Source organism: Streptomyces sp. NPDC048288 (assembly GCF_043201555.1).
In the GTDB taxonomy this organism is placed as follows: Bacteria; Actinomycetota; Actinomycetes; order Streptomycetales; family Streptomycetaceae; genus Streptomyces.
Genome location: NZ_JBICZD010000011.1, coordinates 261,635 through 285,074 on the forward strand (window position 1 = coordinate 261,635; position 23,440 = coordinate 285,074).

A 23,440-nucleotide genomic window follows, 5' to 3' on the forward strand; every position below is an offset into this window, starting at 1 on the left:
CGGCCGTCTCCCTGGGCATGCACGTGACTCGACAGATCAGCCGCCGGAGCATGCTGAAGGCCTCGGGAGCCGCGGTGGCGGCCACCGCGGGGCTCGTCGCGGCGGGCCGTCCCGCCGCTGCGGCCGACGGGGCCTTCGCCCATCCCGGCCTGCTGCACACCCGTACCGATCTCGACCGCATGGCCGCCAAGGTGAAGGCGGGCGCCGCCCCCTACACGGCCGGGTTCGCCAGGCTGACCGCCAACCGGCACGCGCAGAGCGGCTGGCAGCCGCGGCCGCAGGCCGTCGTCTACCGGGGCTCGGGCAGCCCGGAGAACTACACGATCCTCTACAACGACATCCACGCCGCCTACCAGAACGCCCTGCGCTTCCACGTCACCGGCGAGAGCGCGTACGCCGACACGGCCGTCGCGATCCTCAACGCCTGGTCCTCCACGCTCACGGCCGTGAACGGCTCCGCCGACCGGTTCCTGGCCGCCGGGCTGTACGGCTACCAGTTCGCCAACGCCGCCGAACTCGTCCGCGACCACGGCGACTTCGAGCTCGCCCGCTTCCAGGAGATGCTGAGCGAGAAGTTCGGTGCGATGAGCGACGACTTCCTCGTCCGGCACAACAACGCCGTCGTCTCCAACTACTGGACCAACTGGGACCTCGCCAACATGGCCTGCGTCCTCGCCACCGGGATCCTCTGCGACGACCGCGCCCAAGTCGCCCGCGCGGTCGACTACTTCAAGAACGGCGCCGGACTCGGCTCGATCAGGAACGCGATTCCGGTCGTGTACGACGACGGGGCGGACGCCGGGCTGGCCGAGTGGCTGGAGGCGGGCCGCGACCAGGGGCACGCGCTGCTCGGGGTCGGCCTGATGGGCACGTTCTGCGAGATGGCCTGGAACCAGGGCGTCGACCTGTACGGCTACGACGACAGCCGGTTCCTCAAGGGCGCGCAGTACGTCGCCAAGTGGAGCCTGGGCGGCCAGGTGCCGTTCACCGCGAACACCCGGCGCAAGGGCGCGATCGGAGGGTGGTCCGGGAGTGAGACGGTGACGGCCGCCGCGGGGGTGGACCCGGCCATGACGCGGCCCATCTGGGCGATGATCGCCAACCACTACACCCGGCGCCGGGGGCTGTCGGCGCCGTACCTCACCCGGATCGCGGCGAAGGCGGCACCGGAGGGCGGCGGCGGGGACTACGGCCCGAACAGCGGCGGATTCGACCAACTGGGCTTCGGGACACTGACGTTCACCCGGGACCGGGCGAGTACGGCGGGTACGTCCGCGTCGCCGGGTCCGGCGGCGTCGGCGTCGGCGTCGACAGCCGCGTCCGCCTCCGCTTCCGCCTCGGCACCGGTGTCCGCCTCCCCCGCGCCCTCTGCCCAGGGCGGGCGTGGTGACCTCGCCGCCACCGGGTCCGGGGACGTCGTCGGGTGGACGGCGGCCACCGGGATCACCGCGCTGGCGGGCGGGCTGCTGTTGCTGCGCAGGCGGGGGCGCCGGGCGGGCTAGGCCACCCGTGGGTCCTGGCCGCCCGATCGGCCGTATGCGGGCGGCTCGGGGCGTCGCTCCCCCGTCGTGAGCGGCCAGGATGGCCGGAGAGTCACGCCCTGGTGCGGGTGAACCGCGAGCGTCTGGAGACACACACAGGTGACCGTTCTCAACGACCCCGAGCACGCGGACGTCCCGCACTACGACAGCGAGGTCCCGCTGCGCGGCCGGCAGCCCGGCAATGTCGTGGTGAAGTGGCTGACGACCACCGACCACAAGACGATCGGCACGCTGTATCTGACGACGTCGTTCGCGTTCTTCCTGATCGGTGGCGTGATGGCGCTGCTGATGCGCGCCGAACTGGCCCGCCCGGGGCTGCAGATCGTCTCGAACGAGCAGTTCAACCAGGCGTTCACGATGCACGGCACGGTGATGCTGCTGATGTTCGCGACGCCGCTGTTCGCGGGCTTCACGAACTGGATCATGCCCCTGCAGATCGGCGCGCCGGACGTCGCGTTCCCCCGGCTGAACATGTTCGCCTACTGGCTGTACCTGTTCGGCTCGTCCATCGCCGTCGGCGGTTTCCTCACCCCGCAGGGCGCGGCGGACTTCGGCTGGTTCGCCTACTCGCCGCTGTCGGACATCGTGCGCTCGCCGGAGCTGGGCGCCGACATGTGGATCATGGGGCTGGCCTTCTCCGGCTTCGGCACCATCCTCGGCGCGGTCAACTTCATCACCACGATCATCTGCATGCGCGCCCCCGGAATGACCATGTTCCGGATGCCGATCTTCGTGTGGAACGTACTGCTGACGGCCGTACTGGTCCTGTTCGCCTTCCCGGTCCTCGCCGCCGCGCTGTTCGCGCTGGAGGCGGACCGGAAGTTCGGTGCCCATGTCTTCGACTCGGCGAACGGCGGGGCGCTGCTCTGGCAGCACCTGTTCTGGTTCTTCGGCCACCCGGAGGTGTACATCATCGCGCTGCCGTTCTTCGGCATCGTGACCGAGGTGATCCCGGTCTTCTCCCGCAAGCCGATCTTCGGCTACATGGGTCTGGTGGCGGCGACCATCTCGATCGCCGGGCTGTCCGTCACCGTGTGGGCGCACCACATGTACGTCACCGGCGGGGTGCTGCTCCCCTTCTTCTCCTTCATGACGTTCCTGATCGCGGTCCCGACGGGCGTGAAGTTCTTCAACTGGATCGGCACCATGTGGAAGGGCTCGGTGTCGTTCGAGACACCGATGCTGTGGGCGACGGGCTTCCTCGTGACGTTCCTCTTCGGCGGTCTGACCGGCGTCATCCTGGCCTCGCCGCCGATGGACTTCCACGTCTCCGACTCGTACTTCGTCGTCGCCCACTTCCACTATGTGGTGTTCGGTACGGTCGTCTTCGCCATGTTCTCCGGCTTCCACTTCTGGTGGCCGAAGATGACGGGCAAGATGCTCGACGAGCGGCTCGGGAAGATCACCTTCTGGACGCTGTTCATCGGCTTCCACGGCACCTTCCTGGTCCAGCACTGGCTGGGCGCCGAGGGCATGCCCCGCCGCTACGCCGACTACCTCGCGAGCGACGGCTTCACCACCCTCAACACCATCTCGTCGATCGGTTCGTTCCTGCTCGGCCTGTCGATCCTGCCGTTCCTCTACAACGTGTGGAAGACGGCCCGGTACGGCAAGCAGGTCGTCGTCGACGACCCGTGGGGCTACGGCCGTTCGCTGGAGTGGGCGACCTCCTGCCCGCCGCCGCGCCACAACTTCGTCACCCTGCCGCGGATCCGCAGCGAGTCCCCGGCGTTCGACCTGCACCACCCCGACATCGCGATCGCCGAGGCCGAGGCCCACGGCGTCCACTCATGACCGACGCGGGACACCGAGTGGGCGACAGGCCACGGCGGGGAGCCGGCGGGGACCTCGGCAACGAGGCCGAGGGGTACCTGCTGTGGCGGGCCAGGATCGCGGAGGCCGAGCAGCGGGCGCGGGAGTTCACCGGCACCATGGACTGGCTGACCACGTCCCAGCGCGACGAGATCGAACGCCACTACGTCGAGGACAGCCTGCGGCGCGCCCGGCAGGACCTCGAACGGGTCGCCGCCCGGTGCGTGTCCCTGCGGGGCGAGTACGAGCGGCGGTACCGCGGGCTGCGGGTGCGCTGTGTGGGCTGGGCGCTGGCGGCGGGCGGGGGCGTCGCCCTCGTGGCGACCGCGGCGGCGGTGTCGGTGTCGGTGTCGCTGGGCCGTTGAGCCGGCTGGGCCGCCGCTGGTCCCTAGACCTGGGTGGACTCCGGTGCGGCGGCCGTCAGCGGGCGGGCGATCTCCTCCAGCGGCCGGCGCTCCGCGTTCACCGCCAGCGCGGCCGCCACCAGGCCCGCCGCGCACATCAGTCCCGCGCCGATCTGGAACGCCAGCACGGTGTCGCTCACCTTGCCCGTCCCGGTCAGGTCGGCGAAGAGCAGCGGGCCGCTGATGCCGCCGGCCGCCGTGCCGAGGGCGTAGAAGAAGGCGATCGACATCGCCCTGGTCTCCATCGGGAAGATCTCGGAGACCGTCAGATAGGCGCTGGACGCTCCCGCCGACGCGAAGAAGAGGACCGCGCACCAGCACGCCGTCAGCGTTCCCGCCGTCAGCACACCCCGGCCGAACAGCCAGGCCGTGCCGAACAGCAGCAGGCCCGAGAGCAGGTACGTCGAGGAGATCATCACCCGGCGGCCGACCGTGTCGAACAGCTTGCCCAGGAGCAGCGGGCCGAGGAAGTTGCCGACGGCGATGACGACGAAGTAGTAGCCGGTGTCGCCCGTCGGCACGTCGAAGAACCTGGTCAGGATCGCGCCGAAGCCGAAGGTGATCGCGTTGTAGAGGAACGCCTGGCCGATGAAGAGGGAGAAGCCGAGGACGGCCCGGCGGCGGTAGTCGTGGAAGACCGTGCGGGCGATCTCGGCGAAGGTGACGCTCTTACGCTGGTGGATCACCAGTTCGCCGGCCGGTTCGGGGAGCGGGGCCGCCTTCTCGGCCGCGACCCGGCGTTCGACGGCGGAGACGATCTCCTCGGCCTCCCGCTCCCTGCCGTGGATCAGCAGCCAGCGCGGGCTCTCCGGGACGTTCCGCCGTACCAGCAGGATGACCAGGCCGAGGACGACGCCCAGCGCGAAGGTCAGCCGCCAGCCGACGTCCATGGGCAGGAGGTCCGTGTTCAGCGCCACGATCGAGAGCAGTGAGCCGCCGATCGCGCCCACCCAGAAGCTGCCGTTGATGACGAGGTCGACGCGGCCCCGGTAGTAGGCCGGGATCAGCTCGTCGATCGCCGAGTTGATCGCCGCGTACTCGCCGCCGATGCCGAAGCCGGTCAGGAAGCGGAAGGTGAAGAACCACCAGGGGGCGAAGGAGAGGGAGGTCAGGGCGGTGGCGGCCAGATAGACCGCCAGGGTGATCATGAAGAGCTTCTTGCGGCCGTGGCGGTCGGTCAGCCGCCCCCAGAAGAGGGCGCCGACGCAGGCACCGGCCACATAGAGGGCGGCGGCCGTGCCGGTGACCTGGCCGGAGGAGATCGGAAGTCCGCTGCCCGGTTCGGAGAGGCGGCCCGCGATGTTGCCGACGACCGTGACCTCCAGGCCGTCCAGGATCCAGACGGTGCCCAGGCCGATGACGATCGTCCAGTGCCAGCGGGACCAGGGGAGCCGGTCCAGGCGGGCCGGGATGCGGGTGGTGATCGTACGGCCGCCGCCACCCGCCACGCCGGTGCCCGCGCCCGCGTCCGCTCCCGCACCCATCGCGCCTCCTCGACCGGGAAAGGACCCGAAACCCCGGCCGGGTGCCCCGCGGCGGGCGCGCTATGCGCCCAGCGCCCGCGACACCGTGAAGATCAGCACTCCGGCCAGCGACCCCACCACCGTGCCATTGATCCGGATGAACTGCAGGTCGCGGCCGATGTGCGCCTCGATCTTCCGGGTGGTGTGCTCCGCGTCCCAGCCGGCCACCGTGTCGGTGATCAGCGAGGTGATCTCCTTGCGGTACGTCGTCACGACGTGCACGGCCGCGCCCTCGACCCAGCTGTCGACCTTGTCCTGGATCTTGGGCTCGGTGGCCATCCGGGCGCCCAGCGACATCAGCGAGGCGCGCACCCGCAGCCGCAGTTCGCTGCGCTCGTCCTCGGCGGCCGAGACGATCATGGAGCGTACGGCCGTCCAGGCGGACGCGATCAGGTCCTGCACCTCGCCGCGGCCCAGGACCTCGCCCTTGAGCCGTTCGACGCGGGCGCGGGTGTCGGTGTCGGACTGGAGGTCGTTGGCGAAGTCCGTGAGGAAGCGGTCGAGGGCGCCGCGCGCCGGGTGGGACGGCATGTCGCGCATCTCGGCGCAGAAGCGGAGCAGCTCCTTGTAGACCCGCTCGCCCACCTTGCGGTCGACGAACCGGGGGGTCCAGCCGGGGGCGCCGCCCTGGACGGCGTCCATCACGGAGTCGGCGTGCAGCACCAGCCAGTCGTGCGCGCGGGTGACGACCAGGTCCACGACCCGGTTGTGGCCGCCGTCGGCGACGACCCGCTCCAGCATCTTGCCGATGCCGGGGGCGATCTCCTGGGCGTCGGCCCGGCGGGTGATCGCCTCGCCGACGACGGCCTGCACGTCGGAGTCGCGCAGCACGGTGAGCGCGCCGCGGAGCGCTGTCGCGAGCTCGGCCGTGACCCGGTCGGCGTTCTTCGGCTCCGCGAGCCAGGCGCCGAGGCGGCTGCCGATGCCCACGGCGCGCAGCCGCTGCCGTACGACGTCCTGGGAGAGGAAGTTCTCGCCGACGAACTCGCCGAGCGAGACGCCCAGCTGGTCCTTCTTCGTGGGGATGATCGCGGTGTGCGGGATCGGCAGGCCGAGGGGGTGGCGGAAGAGGGCGGTCACCGCGAACCAGTCGGCCAGCGCGCCGACCATGCCGGCCTCGGCGGCCGCGGCCACGTAGTCCGCCCAGGAGCCGGCGCCGGCGCTCGACGCCCACTTCGCCAGGACGTACACGAGCGCGACGAGCAGGAGCAGGCCGGTCGCGGTGCGCTTCATCCGGCGTACGCCGCGTTGACGCTCCTCGTCGGCGGGTGTGAAGGCGTTCATGGACTTGTAGGACGGGGTGGCGGCCGCCCGCCGCTCCCCCTCCACCGTCTCCGTACGTTCCGCCATCCGCTCCACCCGTTCGCAGCCGGTCACCCCTCGCGGTGACCCCGCACATATTGTCCCTTCCTCACCTACTCCCGGGACGGCGGGAGAGTTCCCGGCGGGGGGCCGGATCCGCTCCGCTCTCTTGACCCCTCTCAGACATGAGGATTCAATCAACTTTGACTTAACACTCACAGAAGGGAGTGCTTCACCATGCGCCATGACACGACCGCGCACCCCTACACGCCACTGCCCGCACGTATCCGGGACGGCCTGAACGAGGCGGCCGTCCGGCTGTCCGGCGTCGACGCGGCGGTGGCCGCGCTGCCGGACACCCCGCCCCGCGCGCCCGACGCGGACGGCGACGAGGAGAAGCTGGGCGCCGTCACCGTCACCCACCGGTTCGCCGACGCTCCCGGCGACGGCGGGAGCGTGCGCTGGCACTATGTCGAGTGCGGCCCCGCCGACGCTCCCGTGGTCGTGTTCCTGCACGGCGTACCCGACTCCTGGTGGCAGTGGCACCACGCCCTGGAGGCCCTCGGCTCCGACCACCGCTGCCTGGCCGTCGACCTGAAGGGCTACGGCCAGTCGGAGAAGGGCACGGGCGACTTCCGCCAGGAGGGGGTCGCCATCCAGCTGGAGGCCCTGCTGGACCAGCTGGGGGCGGAGCGGTTCAGCCTGGTCACGCACGACCGGGGGACCCCGGTCGGGGACCATCTCGTCGCCCGGCTCGGCGACCGCGTCCTGCGCTACGGCCGGGGGCAGCAGCACCTCTGGCACCTGCATCCCGACCTGCACCCGCAGGAGGCGATGTTCGTCTCGCCCGACGCCCCCGCCATGCTGGCCGACGCCCGCCGGCTCGTGGTCACCGCGTACACCCTGCTCACGGAACGCGGCGTGCCGACGTCCGACCTCGTCCGGACCGTGCAGGAGTTCGGCTACGAGGGGATCAGCACCGCCGTCCCCCGTTACTTCCACTCGTCGTCGTTCCGTCAGGAATGGATCGAGCGGCGCACCCGGCTCGTCCCGCGGTGGACGTGTCCCGTCCTGCTGCTGCAAGGGGCCGACGACCCCGTCCAGCCGCGCGAGTTCTACACCGATCCCGAGGTGCTCGCGCAGCTGCCGCCCGGAAGCGGTGTGCACCTCTTCGACTCCGGCCACTTCTGGCCGTTCGAGGCACCCGAGGAGACGGCCGCCGTGCTCCGCGACTTCCTCGGCCGGTCCTGACTAGCGGTCGCCGTGCCGGCGACGCTCCCGGCGCTCCCGGCGCCACTCCTCCCGCTGTTCGCGGCGCTCCCGGTGCCAGTCGTCCCGGGCCGCGTGCAGTTCGTGGCGGGCCGACCTGCGGTCGAGTTCGTCCTGGCGGCGTTCTTCCTTGAGGCGCCGGCTCTCGGCTTTGGTGACCTTGTGCTGGACCTCGACGCCGCCCCAGAAGGCGAAGCCGGTGACGATCACGCGGGGGGCGCCCGGGTCGGGGGACGCGTCGTGGTCGCGTTCGTCGAAGCCGCCCATGATGCCGATGCCGCGCATCACGACCTCGACGCCCGGCGGCACGATCACGCTCATCCCGCCCATGATCGCTATGCAGTTGATCACGACCTCGCCGTCCGCGAAGTTCGCCTCGCGCAGGTCGATCTCGCCGCCGCCCCAGAACGCGAAGCTGGTGAACCGCTTCGGCACCGTCCAGCGGCCCTTGCGCTGGAAGCCGGACATCACCGCGACCGCCCAGGAGGAGGAACCCTCGCCGCCGACGATCCGGCCCGCCCAACTCCCGCTCACCGCGGGGGGCTTGTTCAGCGACACGACCGGCGGGGCGCCCGGCGCGGGCAGATCACGCGTGATCGGCGTCAGCTCGCCGTAGGTACGGGCCTTGTACGTCGCCTCCAGCCGCTCCTCGAACTCCTCCATGTCGAGCCGGCCCTCCGCGAGGGCGTCCCTGAGGACCTCGGCGACTCGTTCACGATCGGCGTCGGAGGCGCGCAGCTCCGGGGCATCGTCGGTCATAGAGAGCAGCGTACGAGTTCCCGGCGGCGAGGACCATGACGGGGGCTACGCGGTGGTGCGGTCCGCGTACATCTTCGCGATCACCGTCTCGATGTCCGGCTCGCGGACCGACAGGTCGGCCAGTGGGTACTCCGCCGCGATCCGGGCCACCAGCGGCGCCGCCGAGTCCGTGGCCGGGAAGGCCAGCCACTGCCGGGGGCCCTCCACCCTCACCACCCGCGCCGACGGGCCCGCGTCGATGGGCGGGAGCTCCCGTTCCAGGTCGACCACCAGGGTGCGTTCGCTCTCGCCCGCCTCGTGCAGGCCGGCGAGCGGGCCGTCGTACATCAGCCGGCCGTGGTCGATGACCATGACCCGGGAGCACAGCTGCTCGATGTCCTGGAGGTCGTGGGTGGTGAGCAGGACCGTGGTGCCGCGTTCGGTGTTCAGCTCCCGGAGGAAGTCGCGGACCTTCGCCTTGGAGATGACGTCCAGGCCGATCGTCGGCTCGTCCAGGTAGAGCACGTCCGGGTCGTGCAGGAGCGCCGCCACGATGTCGCCGCGCATCCGCTGGCCGAGGGAGAGCTGTCGTACCGGGACGTCCAACAACGCCTCCAGGTCGAGCAGTTCGACCAGGCGGTCGAGGTTCTCGCGGTAACGGGCTTCGGGGATGCGGTACATGCGGTGCATCAGACGGTAGGAGTCGATCAGCGGGAGGTCCCACCAGAGGGTGGTGCGCTGGCCGAAGACGACCCCTATGCGGTGAGCCAGCCTGGTGCGTTCGCGGGACGGGTCGATGCCGGCCACCCGCAGACGGCCACCGCTCGGCGTCAGGATCCCGGTCAGCATCTTGATGGTGGTGGACTTCCCGGCGCCGTTCGGGCCGATGTAGCCGACCATCTCGCCGCGCGCCACCGTGAAGGAGAGCACGTCGACCGCCCGGACCTGGCGGCGCTCGCGTTTCAGGAATCCGGTCTTCTTGCGGACCTCGAAGACCTTCTCGACCTGGTCGACCTCGATGAACACACTCGACACGCTCAACTCCCGGTACTCCGATACGACCTGAGACCCGCCCGCCAGGCCATCCCGGCCAGCGCGCAGCACACCAGCGCCACCAGCGGCGGCGCGAACGCCGTCCACTCCGGGAGCCGCAGCGGGTACGGCCGCCCCAGGACGTAGGCGGCCGGCACCCAGTTGACGAAGGCCAGCGGCAGCATGAACGTCACCCCGCGCACGAAGTCCCTGCCGAACACCGTCGGCGGGTACTGGAGCAGCGTCGTACCGCCGTAGGTGAACGCGTTCTGCACCTCGGCCGCGTCCTGGGCCAGGAACTGGAAGGCCGCGCCCGCCACGAACAGCGCGCAGAAGATCGCCGCGCCGGCGGCCAGGGCGAGCGGGATCAGCAGTGCCTTCGCCGGGGTCCAGTCGACGTCGACGGAGAGCAGCGCCCAGGCCAGGACCACCGAGCCCTGGCTGATCCGGCCCAGGCGGCGCAGCGCGAAGCGGTCGGCGCCGATCTGCGCGAGCACCGGGGCCGGTCGGACCAGCAGGGTGTCGAAGGAGCCGTCGCGGATCCGGCCGCCCAGTACGTCCATCGAGCCGAGCACCAGGTCGGCGACGCCGAACGAGGTCGCGGACAGGCCGTACAGGAGGGCGACCTCGGGCAGCGACCAGCCGCCGAGCGAGTCGACCCGCGTGAACATCAGCAGGATCGTCGCGAAGTCCAGGCCGGTCAGCAGCAGGTTCCCGGCCATCGTGAGGGCGAAGGAGGCGCGGTAGGTCATCGTGGAGCGGATCCACATCGCGGCGATCAGCCGGTACGCCCGCAGCCCGTCCCGGGCACGCTCACCCACCCTGCACCACCACCCGCCGGGTCGCCGCCGTCTGCAGCAGCCGGCCGGCCGCCAGCAGCGCCACCGCCCACGCGCCCTGGAAGGCGTAGGCCCCCAGCGGGGCGGTCTCGCCCATCAGCACGTCCGCGGGCAGCTGGATCAGCGCCGCCCACGGCAGGACCCGTACGACCTCGCCGAGGCCGCCCGGGAAGACGTTCAGTGGCAGGGTCATGCCGGAGAAGAAGATCCCCGTGATCGCCAGGACCTGGCTGACGCCCATGCCGTCCATGAGCCAGAACACACTCAGCGCGACCAGGTAGCGGATGCCGAAGCTGACCAGCGTCGCCAGGAGCAGCGCGACCAGGAAGGCGGCCCAGGCGGCGGGGTCCGTCGGCAGGGCCATCGGGAAGAACACCGCGCCGAACACGAACGGGATCACGCCCCGTCCCAGCATCTGGAACAGCGACCGGCCCAAGTCGATCGACAGCCACCACAGTTGAAGATCGGCCGGACGGTACAGGTCGATCGCGATCTCGCCCGTGCGGATACGCTCCATCAGGTCTTTTTCCGCGCCCCCGCCCTGGATCGCGAGCGTCGCGTAGAGGCACTGTCCGAGCCACACATAGGTGACCGCCTGTGCCTGGTCATAGCCTCCGAGGTGCGGTTTCTCGTCCCACAGCGCCAAGTACGTGTAGACGAGGATGATCCCGAAGGCCGTGTTGGTGAACACTCCGGCCGCGGTGGCCGCCCGGTACGTCGCGTACCGTCGGAAACCCCCCGCTGCGACGGCCGTGTACAACCGTCCCCCGCCCACGCCAACCGACCTCCCGGACCGCCCGACACCGAAGCGCAGGAGCCTACTGCGCCGGCGACATCGCAGGCCACGCAATTTCCGTGACCGAAGCGTGCCGGAATCCGGGAACGGAACGCGTGGTGCGAGAGTCTTCAACAGGGGGCGCAGAAGCGTACGAGGTCGTACGGGAACGAACGTACGACGCGAAACAGGAGTCCGTGCACGACATGAGCGACGAGCCGCAGCCGCAACAGCCGAACCAGGGCGGCGGAGGCCCGACGGAGCCGCCGGCCGCGGCCGTGGCCGAGGAGAAGCAGACCCCACCGCAGCCGGTGGCCGAGGCGAAGGAGCCGGAGGAGGCGAAGGAACCGCAGGAGCCGAAGCCCTCCGCGGCGGGTGGGAAGACGATCGCACCGCCCCGGGCGGCGGCCGAGGACGCCCAGACCCGGCAGCTCACGGCGATCACGGTGCCGAAGGCCCGGTCGGCGGACGAGGGGCGGGACCCGGAGGACAGACGGGACGCGCAGGACAGGCAGGACACGCAGACACGGCAACTCGCGGCTGTCAGGGCGCCGAAGACACCGGCGCCCGCCGCCGCGGTCACGGCGTCCGCGGCGGAGCCCTCCCCGGTGGAGCCGCCCGCGGCCGGCGTGGAGACCAAGGGGGGCGAGAAGAAGATGAAGCGGCCCAAGCGGACCGGATGGCGGCGGATCATCCCGACCTGGCGGATGGTGCTCGGCACCTTCTTCATCGGGACACTGCTGCTGATCGGCCTGTTCTTCCTCGGCTACTCGATGGTCAAGATCCCGGCGGCCAACGCGTTCGCCACCAAGCAGTCCAACGTGTACCTGTACGCCGACGGCTCCCAGCTCGCCCGCGACGGCGAGGTCAACCGGGAGAACGTGACCCTCGCCCAGGTCTCCAAGGACGCCCAGCACGCCGTGCTGGCCGCCGAGGACCGCGAGTTCTACACCGAGTCCGCCGTCGACCCCAAGGCGATGCTGCGGGCCGGCTGGAACACCGCGACCGGCAAGGGCACCCAGTCCGGCTCGACGATCACCCAGCAGTACGTGAAGAACTACTACCTGGCGCAGGAGCAGACCGTCACCCGCAAGGTGAAGGAGTTCTTCATCGCGATCAAGCTGGACCGCACGGAGTCCAAGGACCAGATCCTGGAGGGCTACCTCAACACCAGCTACTTCGGCCGCAACGCCTACGGCATCCAGGCCGCCGCCCAGGCCTACTACGGCAAGGACGCCGCCGACCTGGACCCGGCCCGCGCCGCCTACCTCGCCGCGCTGGTCAACGCGCCGAGCGAGTACGACGTCGTCGCGCACCCGGAGAACAAGGCGGCGGCCGTCGCCCGCTGGAACTACGTCCTGGACGGCATGGTCAAGAAGGGCTGGCTCGACGTCTCCAAGCGGCAGGGCATGACGTTCCCGATGCCCAAGGAGCAGACCGTCTCCACCGGGATGTCGGGGCAGCGCGGCTACCTCGTCGAGGCCGTCAAGAGCTACCTGATCAAGAACAAGATCGTCGACGCCGACTCGCTGGAGGCCGGCGGCTACCGCATCACCACCACCATCGAGAAGAGCAAGCAGGACGCCTTCGTGAAGGCGGTCGACGACAAGCTGATGTCCAAGCTGGACAAGAAGAACAACAAGGCCGACAACTACGTGCGCGCCGGTGGCGCCTCGGTCGACCCGAAGACCGGCAAGGTCGTCGCCATGTACGGCGGCATCGACTACGTGAAGCAGTACACCAACGGCGCGACCCGCGGTGACTTCCAGGTCGGCTCCACTTTCAAGCCGTTCGTCTTCGCCTCCGCCGTCGACAACGACTCCACCACCCAGTCCGGCCGGACCATCACCCCGAACACCTACTACGACGGCACCAACAAGCGGGCCGTGCAGGGCTGGTCCGGCGGCGGCTACGCGCCGGAGAACGAGGACGAGAAGTCGTACGGCCAGATCACCGTCCGCAAGGCCACCGACCTGTCGGTGAACTCGGTGTACGCGCAGATGGCGGTCGACGTCGGCCCGTCCAAGGTCAAGCAGACCGCGGTCGACCTGGGCCTGCCCTCCGACACCCCGGACCTGCAGCCGTACCCGTCGATCGCCCTCGGTACCGCGACCGCCAGCGTCCTGGACATGGCGGAGGCGTACGCCACGCTCGCCAACCACGGCAAGCACGGCACGTACACGCTGGTCGACAAGGTCACCAAGGACGGCACGCAGGAGATCAAGCTCCCGGAGTCCACTGTCAAGCAGGCGGTGAGCCGGCAGGCCGCGGACACCACCACCTCGATCCTGCAGAGCGTGGTGGAGAACGGCACCGCCACCGCCGCGCAGGCCGCGGGCCGGCCGGCGGCCGGCAAGACCGGCACCGCCGAGGAGGACACCGCCGCCTGGTTCGCGGGCTACACCCCCGACCTGGCCACCGTGGTCTCCGTGATGGGCCAGGACCCGGTCACGGCGAAGCACATGCCGCTGTACGGCGCGCTCGGTCTCGCCCGTATCAACGGCGGCGGGGCCCCGACCGAGATCTGGTCGCAGTACACCAAGGACGCCCTGGAGGGCACCTCGGCCTCGACCTTCGACCTGGACCTCCAGGCGGGTGCCGAGACCGAGGCCCCGGCCACCCAGGCCCCGGTCACCCCGGGCACCGGCGGCCAGGACAACGGCGGCACCACCGGCGGGAACCAGGACAACGGCGGCACCACCGACGGCGGCCAGGACAACGGGGGCACCACCGACGGCTCCACGACGGACGGCTCCACCACCGACGGTTCCACCACGTCCGGTACGACGACCTCCGGCACCGACTCCGGTACGACGAGTTCGGGCACCACGAGCGGGACGACCAGTTCGGGCACCGATTCGGGCACGTCCACCGGCACCACCACCGACGGCACCAGTACGGGTACGACGAGCGGGACCTCCGACGCCGGGACCACGACCGGGACGACAGCAGGGGACAACGGAGGATTCGGATTCCAGTAGCGCCGGTGGCTCCGGTCAGTGGCCGCTGGTCGCCTTGAGGCCCACCACGGCGACCAGCAGCAGGCAGACGAAGAAGATCCGGGCGGCGGTGGCCGGCTCCCCGAGCACCGCCATTCCGTACACCGCCGCCCCGGCCGCCCCGATCCCCACCCACACGCCGTAGGCGGTACCGATGGGGAGGGTCTTCGCGGCGTAGGACAGCAGCAGCATGCTGGCGACGATCCCGCCGCCGGTGAGCAGGCTGGGGACGAGCCGGGTGAAACCGTCGGTGTACTTCATCCCCACCGACCAGCCGACCTCCAGCAGACCGGCGACGACCAGCAGAACCCAGGCAACCATGACGAGCACCTCCGAGAGACTCACGGAACGGGGGTGCGTCGTCTTTGCCTTCACGGTCCCGGTACGGCGCGTCTCGTCGGGCTGGCTCCTTCGAAGGTAGCAAAGAAAACACAAAAAGGCCTGGTGACCGCAGTCACCAGGCCCTTCTCAGCCTCTGAATCAGAGATACAGGCCGGTCGAGTCCTCCGAGCCCTCGAACCGGTCGGCGGCCACCGCGTGCAGATCGCGCTCCCGCATCAGCACATACGCCACCCCCCGCACCTCGACCTCGGCACGGTCCTCCGGGTCGTACAGCACCCGGTCGCCGGGCTCCACCGTCCGCACGTTCTGCCCGACCGCGACCACCTCGGCCCAGGCCAGCCGCCGGCCGACCGCCGCCGTGGCCGGGATCAGGATCCCGCCGCCGGAACGCCGCTCGCCCTCACCGGTGTCCTGCTTGACCAGGACCCGGTCGTGCAACATGCGGATGGGCAGCTTGTCGTGTTGGGTGTCGTTTCTGTTGGCGCTCACGCCTGTGAACCTACCCTGCCTCTGGTCAGCTCTTACGCCGCCGGGTGCCGCTGAAGACCAGCAGCCCGACCACGCCCACGGCGACGAGGGCGACCGGCACCACACGCTCCAGCCGCGGCGCGCCCTCCTCGTCCACGAACTGCGCCCTCACGTCACTCACGACCCGGTTGACCTGGACATAGGCTCTCCCGAGCGTGTGATCGACGTTGGCCGCGACCTTGGCCTTCGCATCGCCGACGATGGTCTTCGGGTGCACCCGCACCCCGATCTCGTCCAGCGTCTCGGCCAGCACGTCGCGGCGGCGCTTGATGTCCGCCTCGATCTGCGCCGGGGTTCTGGTGTCCGACGTCTCCGCCACCGTAGGCCCTCCGAAGTCTGCCGTACTGCCTGTTCTGGACAGTCTGTCAGTTCTTGCCACCGCCGCCATGCCAGGACCCCCCGTTACGCTAGACCGATGAGCGAGCGACTCCAGCCCGGGGACGTGGCCCCCGACTTCACCCTCTCCGACGCCGACGGCAACGAGGTGTCCCTCTCCGCCCACAAGGGCCGGAAGGTCATCGTCTACTTCTACCCGGCCGCCCTCACGCCGGGCTGCACGAAGCAGGCGTGCGACTTCACGGACAACCTCGACCTGCTGGCGGGTGCGGGCTACGACGTCATCGGCATCTCCCCCGACGCCCCCGAGAAACTGGGCAAGTTCCGCGAGAAGGAGCACCTCAGGGTCACCCTGCTCGCGGACCCCGACAAGAAGGTCCTGGACGCGTACGGCGCGTTCGGCGAGAAGATGAACTACGGCAAGACCTACCTGGGCGTGATCCGCTCCACGGTCGTCGTGGACGAGGACGGCAAGGTGGAGCGCGCCCTCTACAACGTCCGCGCCACCGGCCACGTGGCCAAGATCATCAAGGATCTGGGCATCTGACCCGACTGCCCGGCCGCTAGCATGGCCGGGCAGCACCGCGCGGCCGTGGTGGAATTGGCAGTCACGCTGGGTTTAGGTCCCAGTGGGGTAACTCCCGTGAGGGTTCGAGTCCCTCCGGCCGCACCACTCTCCGGGCGCCCGGCCCTCTAGGCGCCCAGCAGCTCGCGCACCACCGGCACCAGCGCCCGGAACGCCTTGCCCCGGTGGCTGATCGCGTTCTTCTCGGCCGGGGTCAGCTCGGCGCAGGTCCGGCTCTCCCCCTCCGGCTGGAGGATCGGGTCGTAGCCGAAGCCGTTCGTGCCGGACGGGGTGTGCCGCAGGACGCCCCGCAGTTGGCCCTCCACCACGCGCTCGGTGCCGTCGGGCAGCGCCAGGGCCGCCGCGCAGGCGAAGTGGGCGGCGCGGTGTCCGTCGGCGATGTCGGAGAGCTGGGCGAGGAGCAGGTCCAGGTTGGCCCGGTCGTCGCCGTGGCGGCCGGCCCAGCGGGCGGAGAAGATGCCGGGGGCGCCGCCCAGGACGTCCACGCAGAGGCCCGAGTCGTCGGCGACCGCCGGGAGGCCGGTGGCCTGTGCGAGGGCGTGGGCCTTGAGGAGCGCGTTCTCGGCGAAGGTGACGCCCGTTTCCTTGACGTCGGGGACATCGGGATAGGCGTCCGCGCCGACCAGTTCATGGGGCAGCCCGGCCCCGGCGAGGATCGCGTGCAGTTCGGTGATCTTCCCGGCGTTGCGGGTGGCGAGGATCAGGCGGGTCATGGGGACCAGTATCCCGGCCGTGCCGGGGCCCCGCGCCGGGCCCCCGCCCCGGGTCCCGCCGGTGCGGGGGCCGGCACCGGAGCTACGGCTTGCAGACCTTCGTCAGTTCCCCGGCCGCGTCCGTGACCCCGCTGATGTCGGGGGTGTCGTCGCCGTTCCGGACGGCGGTCCGCACGTTGGTCAGCGCCTCGCGCATGTCCTGGGTCGCCTTGTCCAGGTCGGCGTTGTCCGTCCTGTTGTCGATCCTGTCGAGGTCGTTCCCGATGGACGTGATGGCGTCGTCGATCTGCGTCGGGTCGTTCGACGCGTTCTCCACGGCCTGCTGGAGGCGGGTGACGCTGTCGGCGATGGTGTCGGCGGTCTGGACGCAGTCCAGTGCCTTGTTCACGGCGTCGCAGCCGCCGAGCAGGACCGCGGTGAGTGCGGTGGTCGCGGCCACGGCGGCGATGGCGGTGTGACGACGGCCTCGGCGTCGGCTGGCGGCCATGATGGTGTTCCTCCCCGTTGTCGGACTGGCCGGGCGCACGGTTGTACACGCCGTGCGCCCGTACCCATACGGACGCGGGGCCGGCCGCCCGGGTTGCCTCGGCTTTTTTGGTTCCCTTTACTTTTCCGCGGTGGCGGTCTCCAGGGCCGCGCGCTGGATGGCGGCGAGGTCGGTGCAGCCGTTCACCGCGAGGTCGAGCAGGGCGTTGAGTTCGGCGCGGGCGAAGGGCTCGGCCTCGGCGGTGCCCTGGACCTCGACGAAGCGGCCGTCGCCGGTGCAGACGACGTTCATGTCGGTGTCCGCCTTGACGTCCTCCTCGTAGCAGAGGTCGAGCAGCGGGACGCCGCCCACGATGCCGACGGAGACGGCGGAGACGGTGCCGGTCAGGGGCTGGCGGCCGGCCCGGATGAGCTTGCGTTCCTTCGCCCAGGTGACGGCGTCGGCGAGCGCGACGTACGCGCCGGTGATGGCGGCGGTGCGGGTGCCGCCGTCGGCCTGGAGGACGTCGCAGTCGAGGACGATGGTGTTCTCGCCGAGGGCCTTGTAGTCGATGACGGCGCGCAGCGAGCGGCCGATCAGGCGGGAGATCTCGTGGGTGCGGCCGCCGATCCTGCCCTTGACGGACTCGCGGTCGCCGCGGGTGTTGGTGGCGCGGGGAAGCATGGAGTACTCGGCGGTGACCCAGCCCTCGCCGCTGCCCTTGCGCCAGCGGGGGACGCCTTCGGTGACGGAGGCGGTGCAGAAGACCTTGGTGTCGCCGAAGGAGACGAGGACGGAGCCCTCGGCGTGCTTGCTCCAGCCGCGTTCGATGGTGACCGGGCGGAGTTGTTCAGGGGTGCGGCCGTCGATTCGAGACATGGCCATGAGCCTATCGGGAGCGACGGAAGGGGCTCCTCCCGAGGCGGGAGGAGCCCCTTTCGCGGGTGTGCCCGAGGGCTCACATCATGTCTTCGATCTCCGCGGCGATCGGGTCGGCGTCGGTGCCGATGACGACCTGGATGGCGGTGCCCATCTTGACGACGCCGTGGGCGCCGGCGGCCTTCAGGGCGGCGTCGTCGACCAGCGAGGCGTCGTGCACCTCGGTGCGCAGCCGGGTGATGCAGCCCTCGATCTCGTCGATGTTGTCGATTCCGCCGAGGCCGGCGACGATCTTCTCAGCCTTGCTGGCCATGTTCCTTCTCCCTGATCCGAACCGCTTTGTCGCAGTAACCCACAGTTGGCCCAACTTTGCGAGCGGTCGTGCCGCGTGTGCCGAATGATGGCGAGCACCGCGGCGGAACCGTCTGCCGACTGGTCTACACCAGCTGGCGGGCGGTCGACAAACCCCCGCGGCCGACCCCGTGGTGGAGCCGAGCGGCCCGGAGGACGCGCCCATGAGTGCCGAGAGCGCCGACAGCACGGTCAGTCCCGGGCGGGAGCGGTGGCACACCCTGTTCCAGGGGCTGCAGAAGATGGGCCGGAGCCTGCAGCTGCCGATCGCGGTGCTGCCGGCGGCGGGGATCCTCAACCGGCTGGGCCAGCCCGACGTCTTCGGCGACCAGGGGCTCGGCTGGACGGATGTCTCCCAGGTGATGAAGGGCGCGGGCGGTGCCCTGCTCGACGGTTCGATCGGGCTGCCGCTGCTGTTCTGCGTCGGGGTCGCGATCGGGATGGCGAAGAAGGCGGACGGTTCGACGGCGCTGGCGGCGGTGGCGGGGTTCCTCGTCTACTACGGGGTGCTGCACCAGTTCCCGCAGGACTGTCCGGGCGGGTCGAAGACCCTGCCGGGGATCGGCTGCCAGGTGCGCGACGGGTCGGTGTCGACGTTCACGTTCCAGAACCCCGGGGTCTTCGGCGGGATCGCGCTGGGGCTGCTGACGGCCTACTTCTGGGCGCGGTTCCACCGCACCCGGCTGGTCGACTGGCTCGGCTTCTTCAACGGCCGCCGGCTCGTCCCGATCATCATGTCGTTCGTCGCGATCGTCTTCGCGGTGCTGTGCCTGTGGGTGTGGCCGCCGGTCGGGAACGGACTGGAGAGTTTCAGCCACTGGCTGCGGGATGCGGGCGCATGGGGTGCCGGGGTGTTCGGGGTCGCGAACCGGGCGCTGCTGGTCATCGGGCTGCACCAGTTCCTGAACGTGCCCATCTGGTTCCAGTTCGGCAGCTACACCACGCCCGAGGGCCAGACCGTGCACGGCGACATCAACATGTTCCTGGCGGGCGACCCGGACGCCGGCCAGTTCACCTCGGGCTTCTTCCCGATCATGATGTTCGCGCTGCCGGCCGCGGCGCTGGCCATCACGCACTGCGCCAAGCCGCACCGGCGCAAGGAGATCGGCGGTCTGATGCTGTCGGTGGCGCTGACCTCGTTCGTGACGGGCATCACCGAGCCGCTCGAGTACTCCTTCCTCTTCATCGCGCCCCTCCTCTACGCGGTGCACGCGCTGCTCACGGGCGTGTCGATGGCGGTGACCTGGGGGCTGGGCGTGCACGACGGGTTCAGTTTCTCGGCCGGGCTCATCGACTACGTCATCAACTGGAACCTGGCGACGCGGCCTTGGGCCATCGTCCCGATCGGCCTGTGCTTCGCGGCCGTCTACTACGTGATCTTCCGCTTCGCCATCACGAGGTTCGATCTGAAGACCCCGGGCAGGGAGCCGGAGGACGAGGTGGAGGACGTCACCAAAGCGTAGTTCTCCGGTTGCGGAATTGACGGGTTCCTTATAACGCCCCCATCGTGTACAACAGGTCTACACCACTGAGTGGTGTAGACCACCACCGATGGAGGAAGTATGACAACCGCCACCACAACGGCGGCTCCCACAAAGAAGTGGGGATCCGGTCTGTTCCAGGGCCTGCAGAAGATCGGCCGCAGCCTCCAGCTCCCGATCGCCGTACTTCCGGCCGCTGGGCTCCTGATGCGCCTCGGCCAGCCTGACGTCCAGGCGAAGCTCCATCTTCCGACCGACGTCGCAAAGGTCTTCGCCGGCGCCGGCGGCATCCTCTTCGACGGCTCGTTCGGGCTGCCCCTGCTGTTCTGCATAGGGGTGGCCATTGGCTTCGCGAAGAAGGCCGACGGCTCGACGGCGCTCGCGGCCCTGGTCAGCTTCCTCACCTACTACGCGGTGATCCACCAGTTCCCGATCAAGGACGGACACGACGGGGCCACCTACACGTCGGTCGCCCCCTTCGGCGGCTTCTGGCAGAAGGGACACGAGGCCGCGACGGCCGCGACCTTCCAGAACCCGGGCGTACTCGGCGGCATCATCATCGGCCTGCTGACCGCCGTACTGTGGCAGCGCTACCACCGCAAGAAGCTCGTGGACTGGCTCGGCTTCTTCAACGGCCGCCGGCTGGTGCCCATCATCACGGCCGTCGTCGGTGCGGTCCTCGGTGTCCTGGTCGTCCTCGGCTGGCAGCCCATCGGTGACGTCATCACCAGCTTCGGCGAATGGATGACCGGGCTCGGTGCCTTCGGCGCGGCGCTCTTCGGTCTCATCAACCGCGCGCTGATCCCCATCGGCATGCACCAGTTCGTCAACTCCGTGGCCTGGTTCCAGATCGGCGACTACACCAACTCCGCCGGCACCGTCTTCCACGGCGACCTGCCGCGCTTCTTCGCCGGCGACCCGAGCGCCGGTATGTTCATGACCGGCTTCTTCCCGATCATGATGTTCGGCCTGCCCGCCGCCGCCCTCGCCATCGCGCACACTGCCCGGCCCGAGCGCCGTCAAGCCGTGATGGGCATGATGATGTCGCTGGCGCTGACCTCGTTCGTCACGGGTGTGACCGAGCCCATCGAGTTCTCGTTCATGTTCATCGCCCCGCTGCTGTACGCGATCCACGCGGTGCTCACCGCCCTGTCGATGGCCGTGACCTGGGCCCTGGGCATGCACATGGGCTTCAGCTTCTCGGCCGGTCTGACCGACGTGTTCATCAACTGGGGTATCTCCACGAAGCCCTGGTTGCTGATCCCCGTCGGCCTCGCCTTCGGCGCGATCTACTACTTCGTCTTCCGCTTCGCCATCGTCCGCTTCAACCTCCCCACCCCGGGCCGTGAGCCCGAGGAGGAGGTCGAGGACCTCACGAAGGCGTGAGGCTCCTCCCGTGACGCGCATGACGAAGGCCCCCCGCAGCCCGGCGGCTGCGGGGGGCCTTTGGCGTACTTACAGGCCTGAACCCTGGAAGTACGGCGGTCAGATCTCGTACGTCACCCTCGGCGCCGCGAGATCGACCGGGCCGTCGAAGACCTCGCGGGCGTCGGCGAGGTTGACGGCGGGGTCGGTCCACGGCGGGATGTGGGTGAGGAGGAGCCGGCCGGCGCTGGCGCGGGCGGCCGTCTCACCGGCCTCGCGACCGTTGAGGTGGAGGTCCGGGATGTTCTCCTTGCCGTGCGTGAAGGCGGCCTCGCACAGGAACAGGTCGGTGTCCCGGGCCAGGTCCTCGAGCGCGTCCGTGACCCCGGTGTCGCCCGAGTACGTCAGGGACTTCCCGGCGTGTTCGATCCGGATGCCGTACGCCTCCACGGGATGGCGGACCCGCTCGGTGTGGACCGTGAAGGGCCCGAGGTCGAACGTGGACGGCTTGACCGTGTGGAAGTCGAAGACCTCGCTCATCGAGGAGGCGGTGGGGGTGTCGGCGTAGGCCGTGGTGAGGCGGTGTTCGGTGCCCTCGGGGCCGTAGACCGGGATCGGGGGGCACGGGCCGCCGTCGTGGCGGTAGTAGCGCGCCACGAAGTAGGCGCACATGTCGATGCAGTGGTCGGCGTGCAGATGGCTCAGGAAGATCGCGTCGAGGTCGTAGAGACCGCAGTGGCGCTGCAGCTCGCCCAGGGCGCCGTTGCCCATGTCGAGGAGCAGCCGGAAGCCGTCGGCCTCTACGAGGTAGCTCGAGCAGGCCGATTCCGCGGACGGGAACGACCCCGAGCAGCCGACGACGGTGAGCTTCATGAAGCAGAAACCTCCGTTGGCGGAAACCCAGATGCGCTGGGAACTGGAGTCGGGAAAAAGGGCATGACGGGGGTCGTGCGGTTTGTCGAGCGTAAGGCGCAAAAGGGCCGGTCGCTCCTCCGCCAGGGGCCGTTGTGGGCGAACTCACCTGTGGTGTCACCGGTTCGGCTGGACCGGGGGCGCAGAAGGATTGCGCAAGGGCGCGCGGCGATTATCTCGCGCCGGTAACGTCGTCGTATGGACACGTCATGGTGGCTCGCGCTCGCGGCAGTCGTCCTGCTGGCGCTGGTCGCCACGCTCGTGGACGGGTGGGGCAGGGGACACCGTCCGCGCGGGCACCGGACGCGTCCGCCGGGGCATCCGCGCGCCACGCGTGAGCAGGTCGGACGGCCCCATCCGGGGGACATCTGGTGGGCCAACGTGCCCTACGAGGACGGTCCCGGCGCCAAGGACCGGCCCTGTCTGGTGCTGGCGGTGCGCGGGAACCGGGCCACCGTCGCCAAGATCACCAGCAAGTACCACGACGAGCGGGCCGGGGTGATCCCGCTGCCGCCGGGCTCGGTCGGGGACGCCCAGGGCCGGCCGAGCTTCCTGGAGACGGACGAGCTGCGCGAGCTCGCGGTGTGGGACTTCCGGCGCCGGGTGGGCGTGGTCGACCCGGTGCTGTGGGACCAGGTGCGGCACCTGGCCGGCTGACGGTCAGCTCACCCGTACGGTGACGTGCCACTCCTCGATCGCCTTGCAGGAGACCTGGCCGGGCGCGGTGGGCTGGGCGCACAGCGGGCGGGAGGAGCTGAGGGTGGCGGTGCCCGCGGCGACCGCGTCGTAGGCGGCGGAGGCGTCGCCCGGCTGGAGCACGATCCCGGAGTTCGTCGCCTTCAGCGCGGAGCCGGTGGCGGTGACGGCCTTCCAGGGGCGCTGCTCGCTGCCGTCGAGGCCGAGCCGGAGCTGTCCGCCGACCGCGAGGCAGACGGTACGGCCGTTGTCGGCGGCGGTGAGCTGACCGGTGCCGCTGTCACAGCCGGTGGAGGCGCTGGGCGAGGCCGTGTCCGGCGAGGACGCGCTGGGCGAGGACGCGGTCGGCGAGGGGGACACCGCGCCGCTGCCCTTGTCGCCGCCCCCGCTCTGCGAGCCGCAGCCCGCCAGCAGCAGGAGCGTGGCCGCGGCGAGCGACGCGTGGTGGAACGTCGTACGGCGCATGGGGTGTCCGCCTTTCCGTCGGGGAACGGACCCTTGGTGCCGATGTGACGTATCCCCGGGTCGTACGGATCCCGCACCCGGACGGC

At 70.2% G+C, this 23,440-nt stretch carries 24 protein-coding genes, 1 tRNA gene and 1 riboswitch; of the genes, 10 read left to right on the forward strand and 15 right to left on the reverse strand.

From position 1 onward, the window contains the following. Positions 1–17: 17 nt before the first annotated feature. The 3 genes from ACGFZS_RS35435 (at position 18) to ACGFZS_RS35445 (ending at position 3,718) form a co-directional block, all read left to right on the forward strand. Complete coding sequence (locus ACGFZS_RS35435; protein ID WP_393798533.1) at positions 18–1,502, forward strand: alginate lyase family protein; 1,485 nt, start codon at positions 18–20, stop codon at positions 1,500–1,502. A gap of 138 nt (positions 1,503–1,640) precedes the next feature. Next, on the forward strand, positions 1,641–3,335 hold the full coding sequence (gene ctaD, locus ACGFZS_RS35440) for a cytochrome c oxidase subunit I (protein ID WP_365692984.1): 1,695 nt from the start codon (positions 1,641–1,643) through the stop codon (positions 3,333–3,335). Then, complete coding sequence (locus ACGFZS_RS35445; RefSeq protein ID WP_393798534.1) at positions 3,332–3,718, forward strand: cytochrome C oxidase subunit I; 387 nt, start codon at positions 3,332–3,334, stop codon at positions 3,716–3,718. Before ctaD ends, ACGFZS_RS35445 begins: the two co-directional genes overlap by 4 nt. Before the next feature lie 23 nt (positions 3,719–3,741). Here the strand turns inward: ACGFZS_RS35445 and ACGFZS_RS35450 are convergent, their stop codons facing one another. Together ACGFZS_RS35450 and ACGFZS_RS35455 are read right to left on the reverse strand one after the other, a co-directional pair. Continuing rightward, the gene (locus tag ACGFZS_RS35450) at positions 3,742–5,241 is read right to left on the reverse strand and encodes an MFS transporter (protein ID WP_393798535.1); all 1,500 of its coding nucleotides are present in this window, start codon (positions 5,239–5,241) and stop codon (positions 3,742–3,744) included. 60 nt (positions 5,242–5,301) lie between these two features. Then, positions 5,302–6,564, reverse strand: coding sequence for a DUF445 domain-containing protein (locus ACGFZS_RS35455; protein ID WP_393798651.1), 1,263 nt, complete (start codon positions 6,562–6,564; stop codon positions 5,302–5,304). A 255-nt stretch (positions 6,565–6,819) separates the two neighbouring features. On the opposite strand from ACGFZS_RS35455, the gene ACGFZS_RS35460 reads away from it, so the two are divergent. Next, the gene (locus tag ACGFZS_RS35460) at positions 6,820–7,833 is read left to right on the forward strand and encodes an alpha/beta fold hydrolase (RefSeq protein WP_393798536.1); all 1,014 of its coding nucleotides are present in this window, start codon (positions 6,820–6,822) and stop codon (positions 7,831–7,833) included. Here the strand turns inward: ACGFZS_RS35460 and ACGFZS_RS35465 are convergent, their stop codons facing one another. The 4 genes from ACGFZS_RS35465 to ACGFZS_RS35480 are packed head-to-tail and all read right to left on the reverse strand — an operon-like array spanning position 7,834 to position 11,235. After that, positions 7,834–8,610 (reverse strand): DUF1707 domain-containing protein, encoded by a 777-nt coding sequence (locus tag ACGFZS_RS35465; protein WP_393798537.1) that lies wholly within the window; start codon positions 8,608–8,610, stop codon positions 7,834–7,836. Between the two features lie 45 nt (positions 8,611–8,655). Next, the gene (locus ACGFZS_RS35470; RefSeq protein ID WP_393798652.1) at positions 8,656–9,669 is read right to left on the reverse strand and encodes an ATP-binding cassette domain-containing protein; all 1,014 of its coding nucleotides are present in this window, start codon (positions 9,667–9,669) and stop codon (positions 8,656–8,658) included. Beyond that, on the reverse strand, positions 9,627–10,391 hold the full coding sequence (locus ACGFZS_RS35475; RefSeq protein ID WP_393798653.1) for an ABC transporter permease: 765 nt from the start codon (positions 10,389–10,391) through the stop codon (positions 9,627–9,629). The genes ACGFZS_RS35470 and ACGFZS_RS35475 overlap by 43 nt, the downstream gene beginning before the upstream one ends. 43 nt (positions 10,392–10,434) lie before the next feature. Further along, positions 10,435–11,235 (reverse strand): ABC transporter permease, encoded by an 801-nt coding sequence (locus tag ACGFZS_RS35480; RefSeq protein ID WP_393798538.1) that lies wholly within the window; start codon positions 11,233–11,235, stop codon positions 10,435–10,437. A gap of 656 nt (positions 11,236–11,891) precedes the next feature. Between ACGFZS_RS35480 and ACGFZS_RS35485 the strand changes: the two genes are divergently transcribed. Then, entirely contained in the window at positions 11,892–14,216 is a 2,325-nt protein-coding gene (locus ACGFZS_RS35485) for a transglycosylase domain-containing protein (protein ID WP_393798654.1), read from the forward strand. Between the two features lie 15 nt (positions 14,217–14,231). On the opposite strand, the gene ACGFZS_RS35490 is transcribed toward ACGFZS_RS35485, so the two are convergent. From ACGFZS_RS35490 to ACGFZS_RS35500, 3 genes are all read right to left on the reverse strand, one after another. Then, on the reverse strand, positions 14,232–14,555 hold the full coding sequence (locus ACGFZS_RS35490; protein WP_365692970.1) for an SMR family transporter: 324 nt from the start codon (positions 14,553–14,555) through the stop codon (positions 14,232–14,234). Between the two features lie 32 nt (positions 14,556–14,587). Continuing rightward, positions 14,588–14,661, reverse strand: a riboswitch (guanidine-III (ykkC-III) riboswitch). A 53-nt stretch (positions 14,662–14,714) separates the two neighbouring features. Beyond that, a complete protein-coding gene (locus ACGFZS_RS35495) occupies positions 14,715–15,017 on the reverse strand; it encodes a co-chaperone GroES (protein WP_076089203.1) in 303 nt (100 codons plus the stop codon). 73 nt (positions 15,018–15,090) lie between these two features. Then, positions 15,091–15,423 carry a DUF3618 domain-containing protein gene (locus ACGFZS_RS35500; protein WP_355711312.1) on the reverse strand — a complete coding sequence of 111 codons (333 nt, stop codon included), beginning with the start codon at positions 15,421–15,423 and terminating at the stop codon, positions 15,091–15,093. Positions 15,424–15,519: 96 nt separating this feature from the next. Here ACGFZS_RS35500 and bcp point away from each other — a divergent pair, with 96 nt between their 5' ends. Further along, entirely contained in the window at positions 15,520–15,987 is a 468-nt protein-coding gene (gene bcp / locus ACGFZS_RS35505; protein ID WP_393798539.1) for a thioredoxin-dependent thiol peroxidase, read from the forward strand. Positions 15,988–16,026: 39 nt separating this feature from the next. Beyond that, positions 16,027–16,113, forward strand: a tRNA-Leu gene (locus ACGFZS_RS35510). Positions 16,114–16,133: 20 nt separating this feature from the next. On the opposite strand, the gene rdgB is transcribed toward ACGFZS_RS35510, so the two are convergent. The 4 genes from rdgB to ACGFZS_RS35530 form a co-directional block, all read right to left on the reverse strand. Beyond that, positions 16,134–16,739, reverse strand: coding sequence for an RdgB/HAM1 family non-canonical purine NTP pyrophosphatase (gene rdgB / locus ACGFZS_RS35515; RefSeq protein WP_393798540.1), 606 nt, complete (start codon positions 16,737–16,739; stop codon positions 16,134–16,136). Between the two features lie 82 nt (positions 16,740–16,821). Continuing rightward, entirely contained in the window at positions 16,822–17,226 is a 405-nt protein-coding gene (locus tag ACGFZS_RS35520) for a hypothetical protein (protein WP_393798541.1), read from the reverse strand. Between the two features lie 117 nt (positions 17,227–17,343). Further along, positions 17,344–18,084: a ribonuclease PH gene (gene rph, locus ACGFZS_RS35525; protein WP_393798542.1), complete on the reverse strand. Its 741-nt coding sequence runs from the start codon at positions 18,082–18,084 to the stop codon at positions 17,344–17,346. A gap of 79 nt (positions 18,085–18,163) precedes the next feature. Beyond that, on the reverse strand, positions 18,164–18,397 hold the full coding sequence (locus ACGFZS_RS35530; RefSeq protein WP_046730543.1) for a glucose PTS transporter subunit EIIB: 234 nt from the start codon (positions 18,395–18,397) through the stop codon (positions 18,164–18,166). A gap of 202 nt (positions 18,398–18,599) precedes the next feature. Here ACGFZS_RS35530 and ACGFZS_RS35535 point away from each other — a divergent pair, with 202 nt between their 5' ends. Further along, a complete protein-coding gene (locus ACGFZS_RS35535; RefSeq protein WP_365692960.1) occupies positions 18,600–19,898 on the forward strand; it encodes a PTS transporter subunit EIIC in 1,299 nt (432 codons plus the stop codon). 99 nt (positions 19,899–19,997) lie between these two features. Then, complete coding sequence (locus ACGFZS_RS35540; RefSeq protein ID WP_393798543.1) at positions 19,998–21,302, forward strand: PTS transporter subunit EIIC; 1,305 nt, start codon at positions 19,998–20,000, stop codon at positions 21,300–21,302. A gap of 99 nt (positions 21,303–21,401) precedes the next feature. Here the strand turns inward: ACGFZS_RS35540 and ACGFZS_RS35545 are convergent, their stop codons facing one another. Then, on the reverse strand, positions 21,402–22,154 hold the full coding sequence (locus tag ACGFZS_RS35545) for an MBL fold metallo-hydrolase (RefSeq protein ID WP_393798544.1): 753 nt from the start codon (positions 22,152–22,154) through the stop codon (positions 21,402–21,404). Between the two features lie 237 nt (positions 22,155–22,391). Here ACGFZS_RS35545 and ACGFZS_RS35550 point away from each other — a divergent pair, with 237 nt between their 5' ends. Next, on the forward strand, positions 22,392–22,850 hold the full coding sequence (locus ACGFZS_RS35550) for a type II toxin-antitoxin system PemK/MazF family toxin (RefSeq protein WP_355711303.1): 459 nt from the start codon (positions 22,392–22,394) through the stop codon (positions 22,848–22,850). A 3-nt stretch (positions 22,851–22,853) separates the two neighbouring features. Here ACGFZS_RS35550 and ACGFZS_RS35555 read toward each other — a convergent pair whose 3' ends face one another. After that, positions 22,854–23,354 carry a hypothetical protein gene (locus ACGFZS_RS35555; protein ID WP_393798545.1) on the reverse strand — a complete coding sequence of 167 codons (501 nt, stop codon included), beginning with the start codon at positions 23,352–23,354 and terminating at the stop codon, positions 22,854–22,856. Between the last annotated feature and the right edge of the window lie 86 nt (positions 23,355–23,440).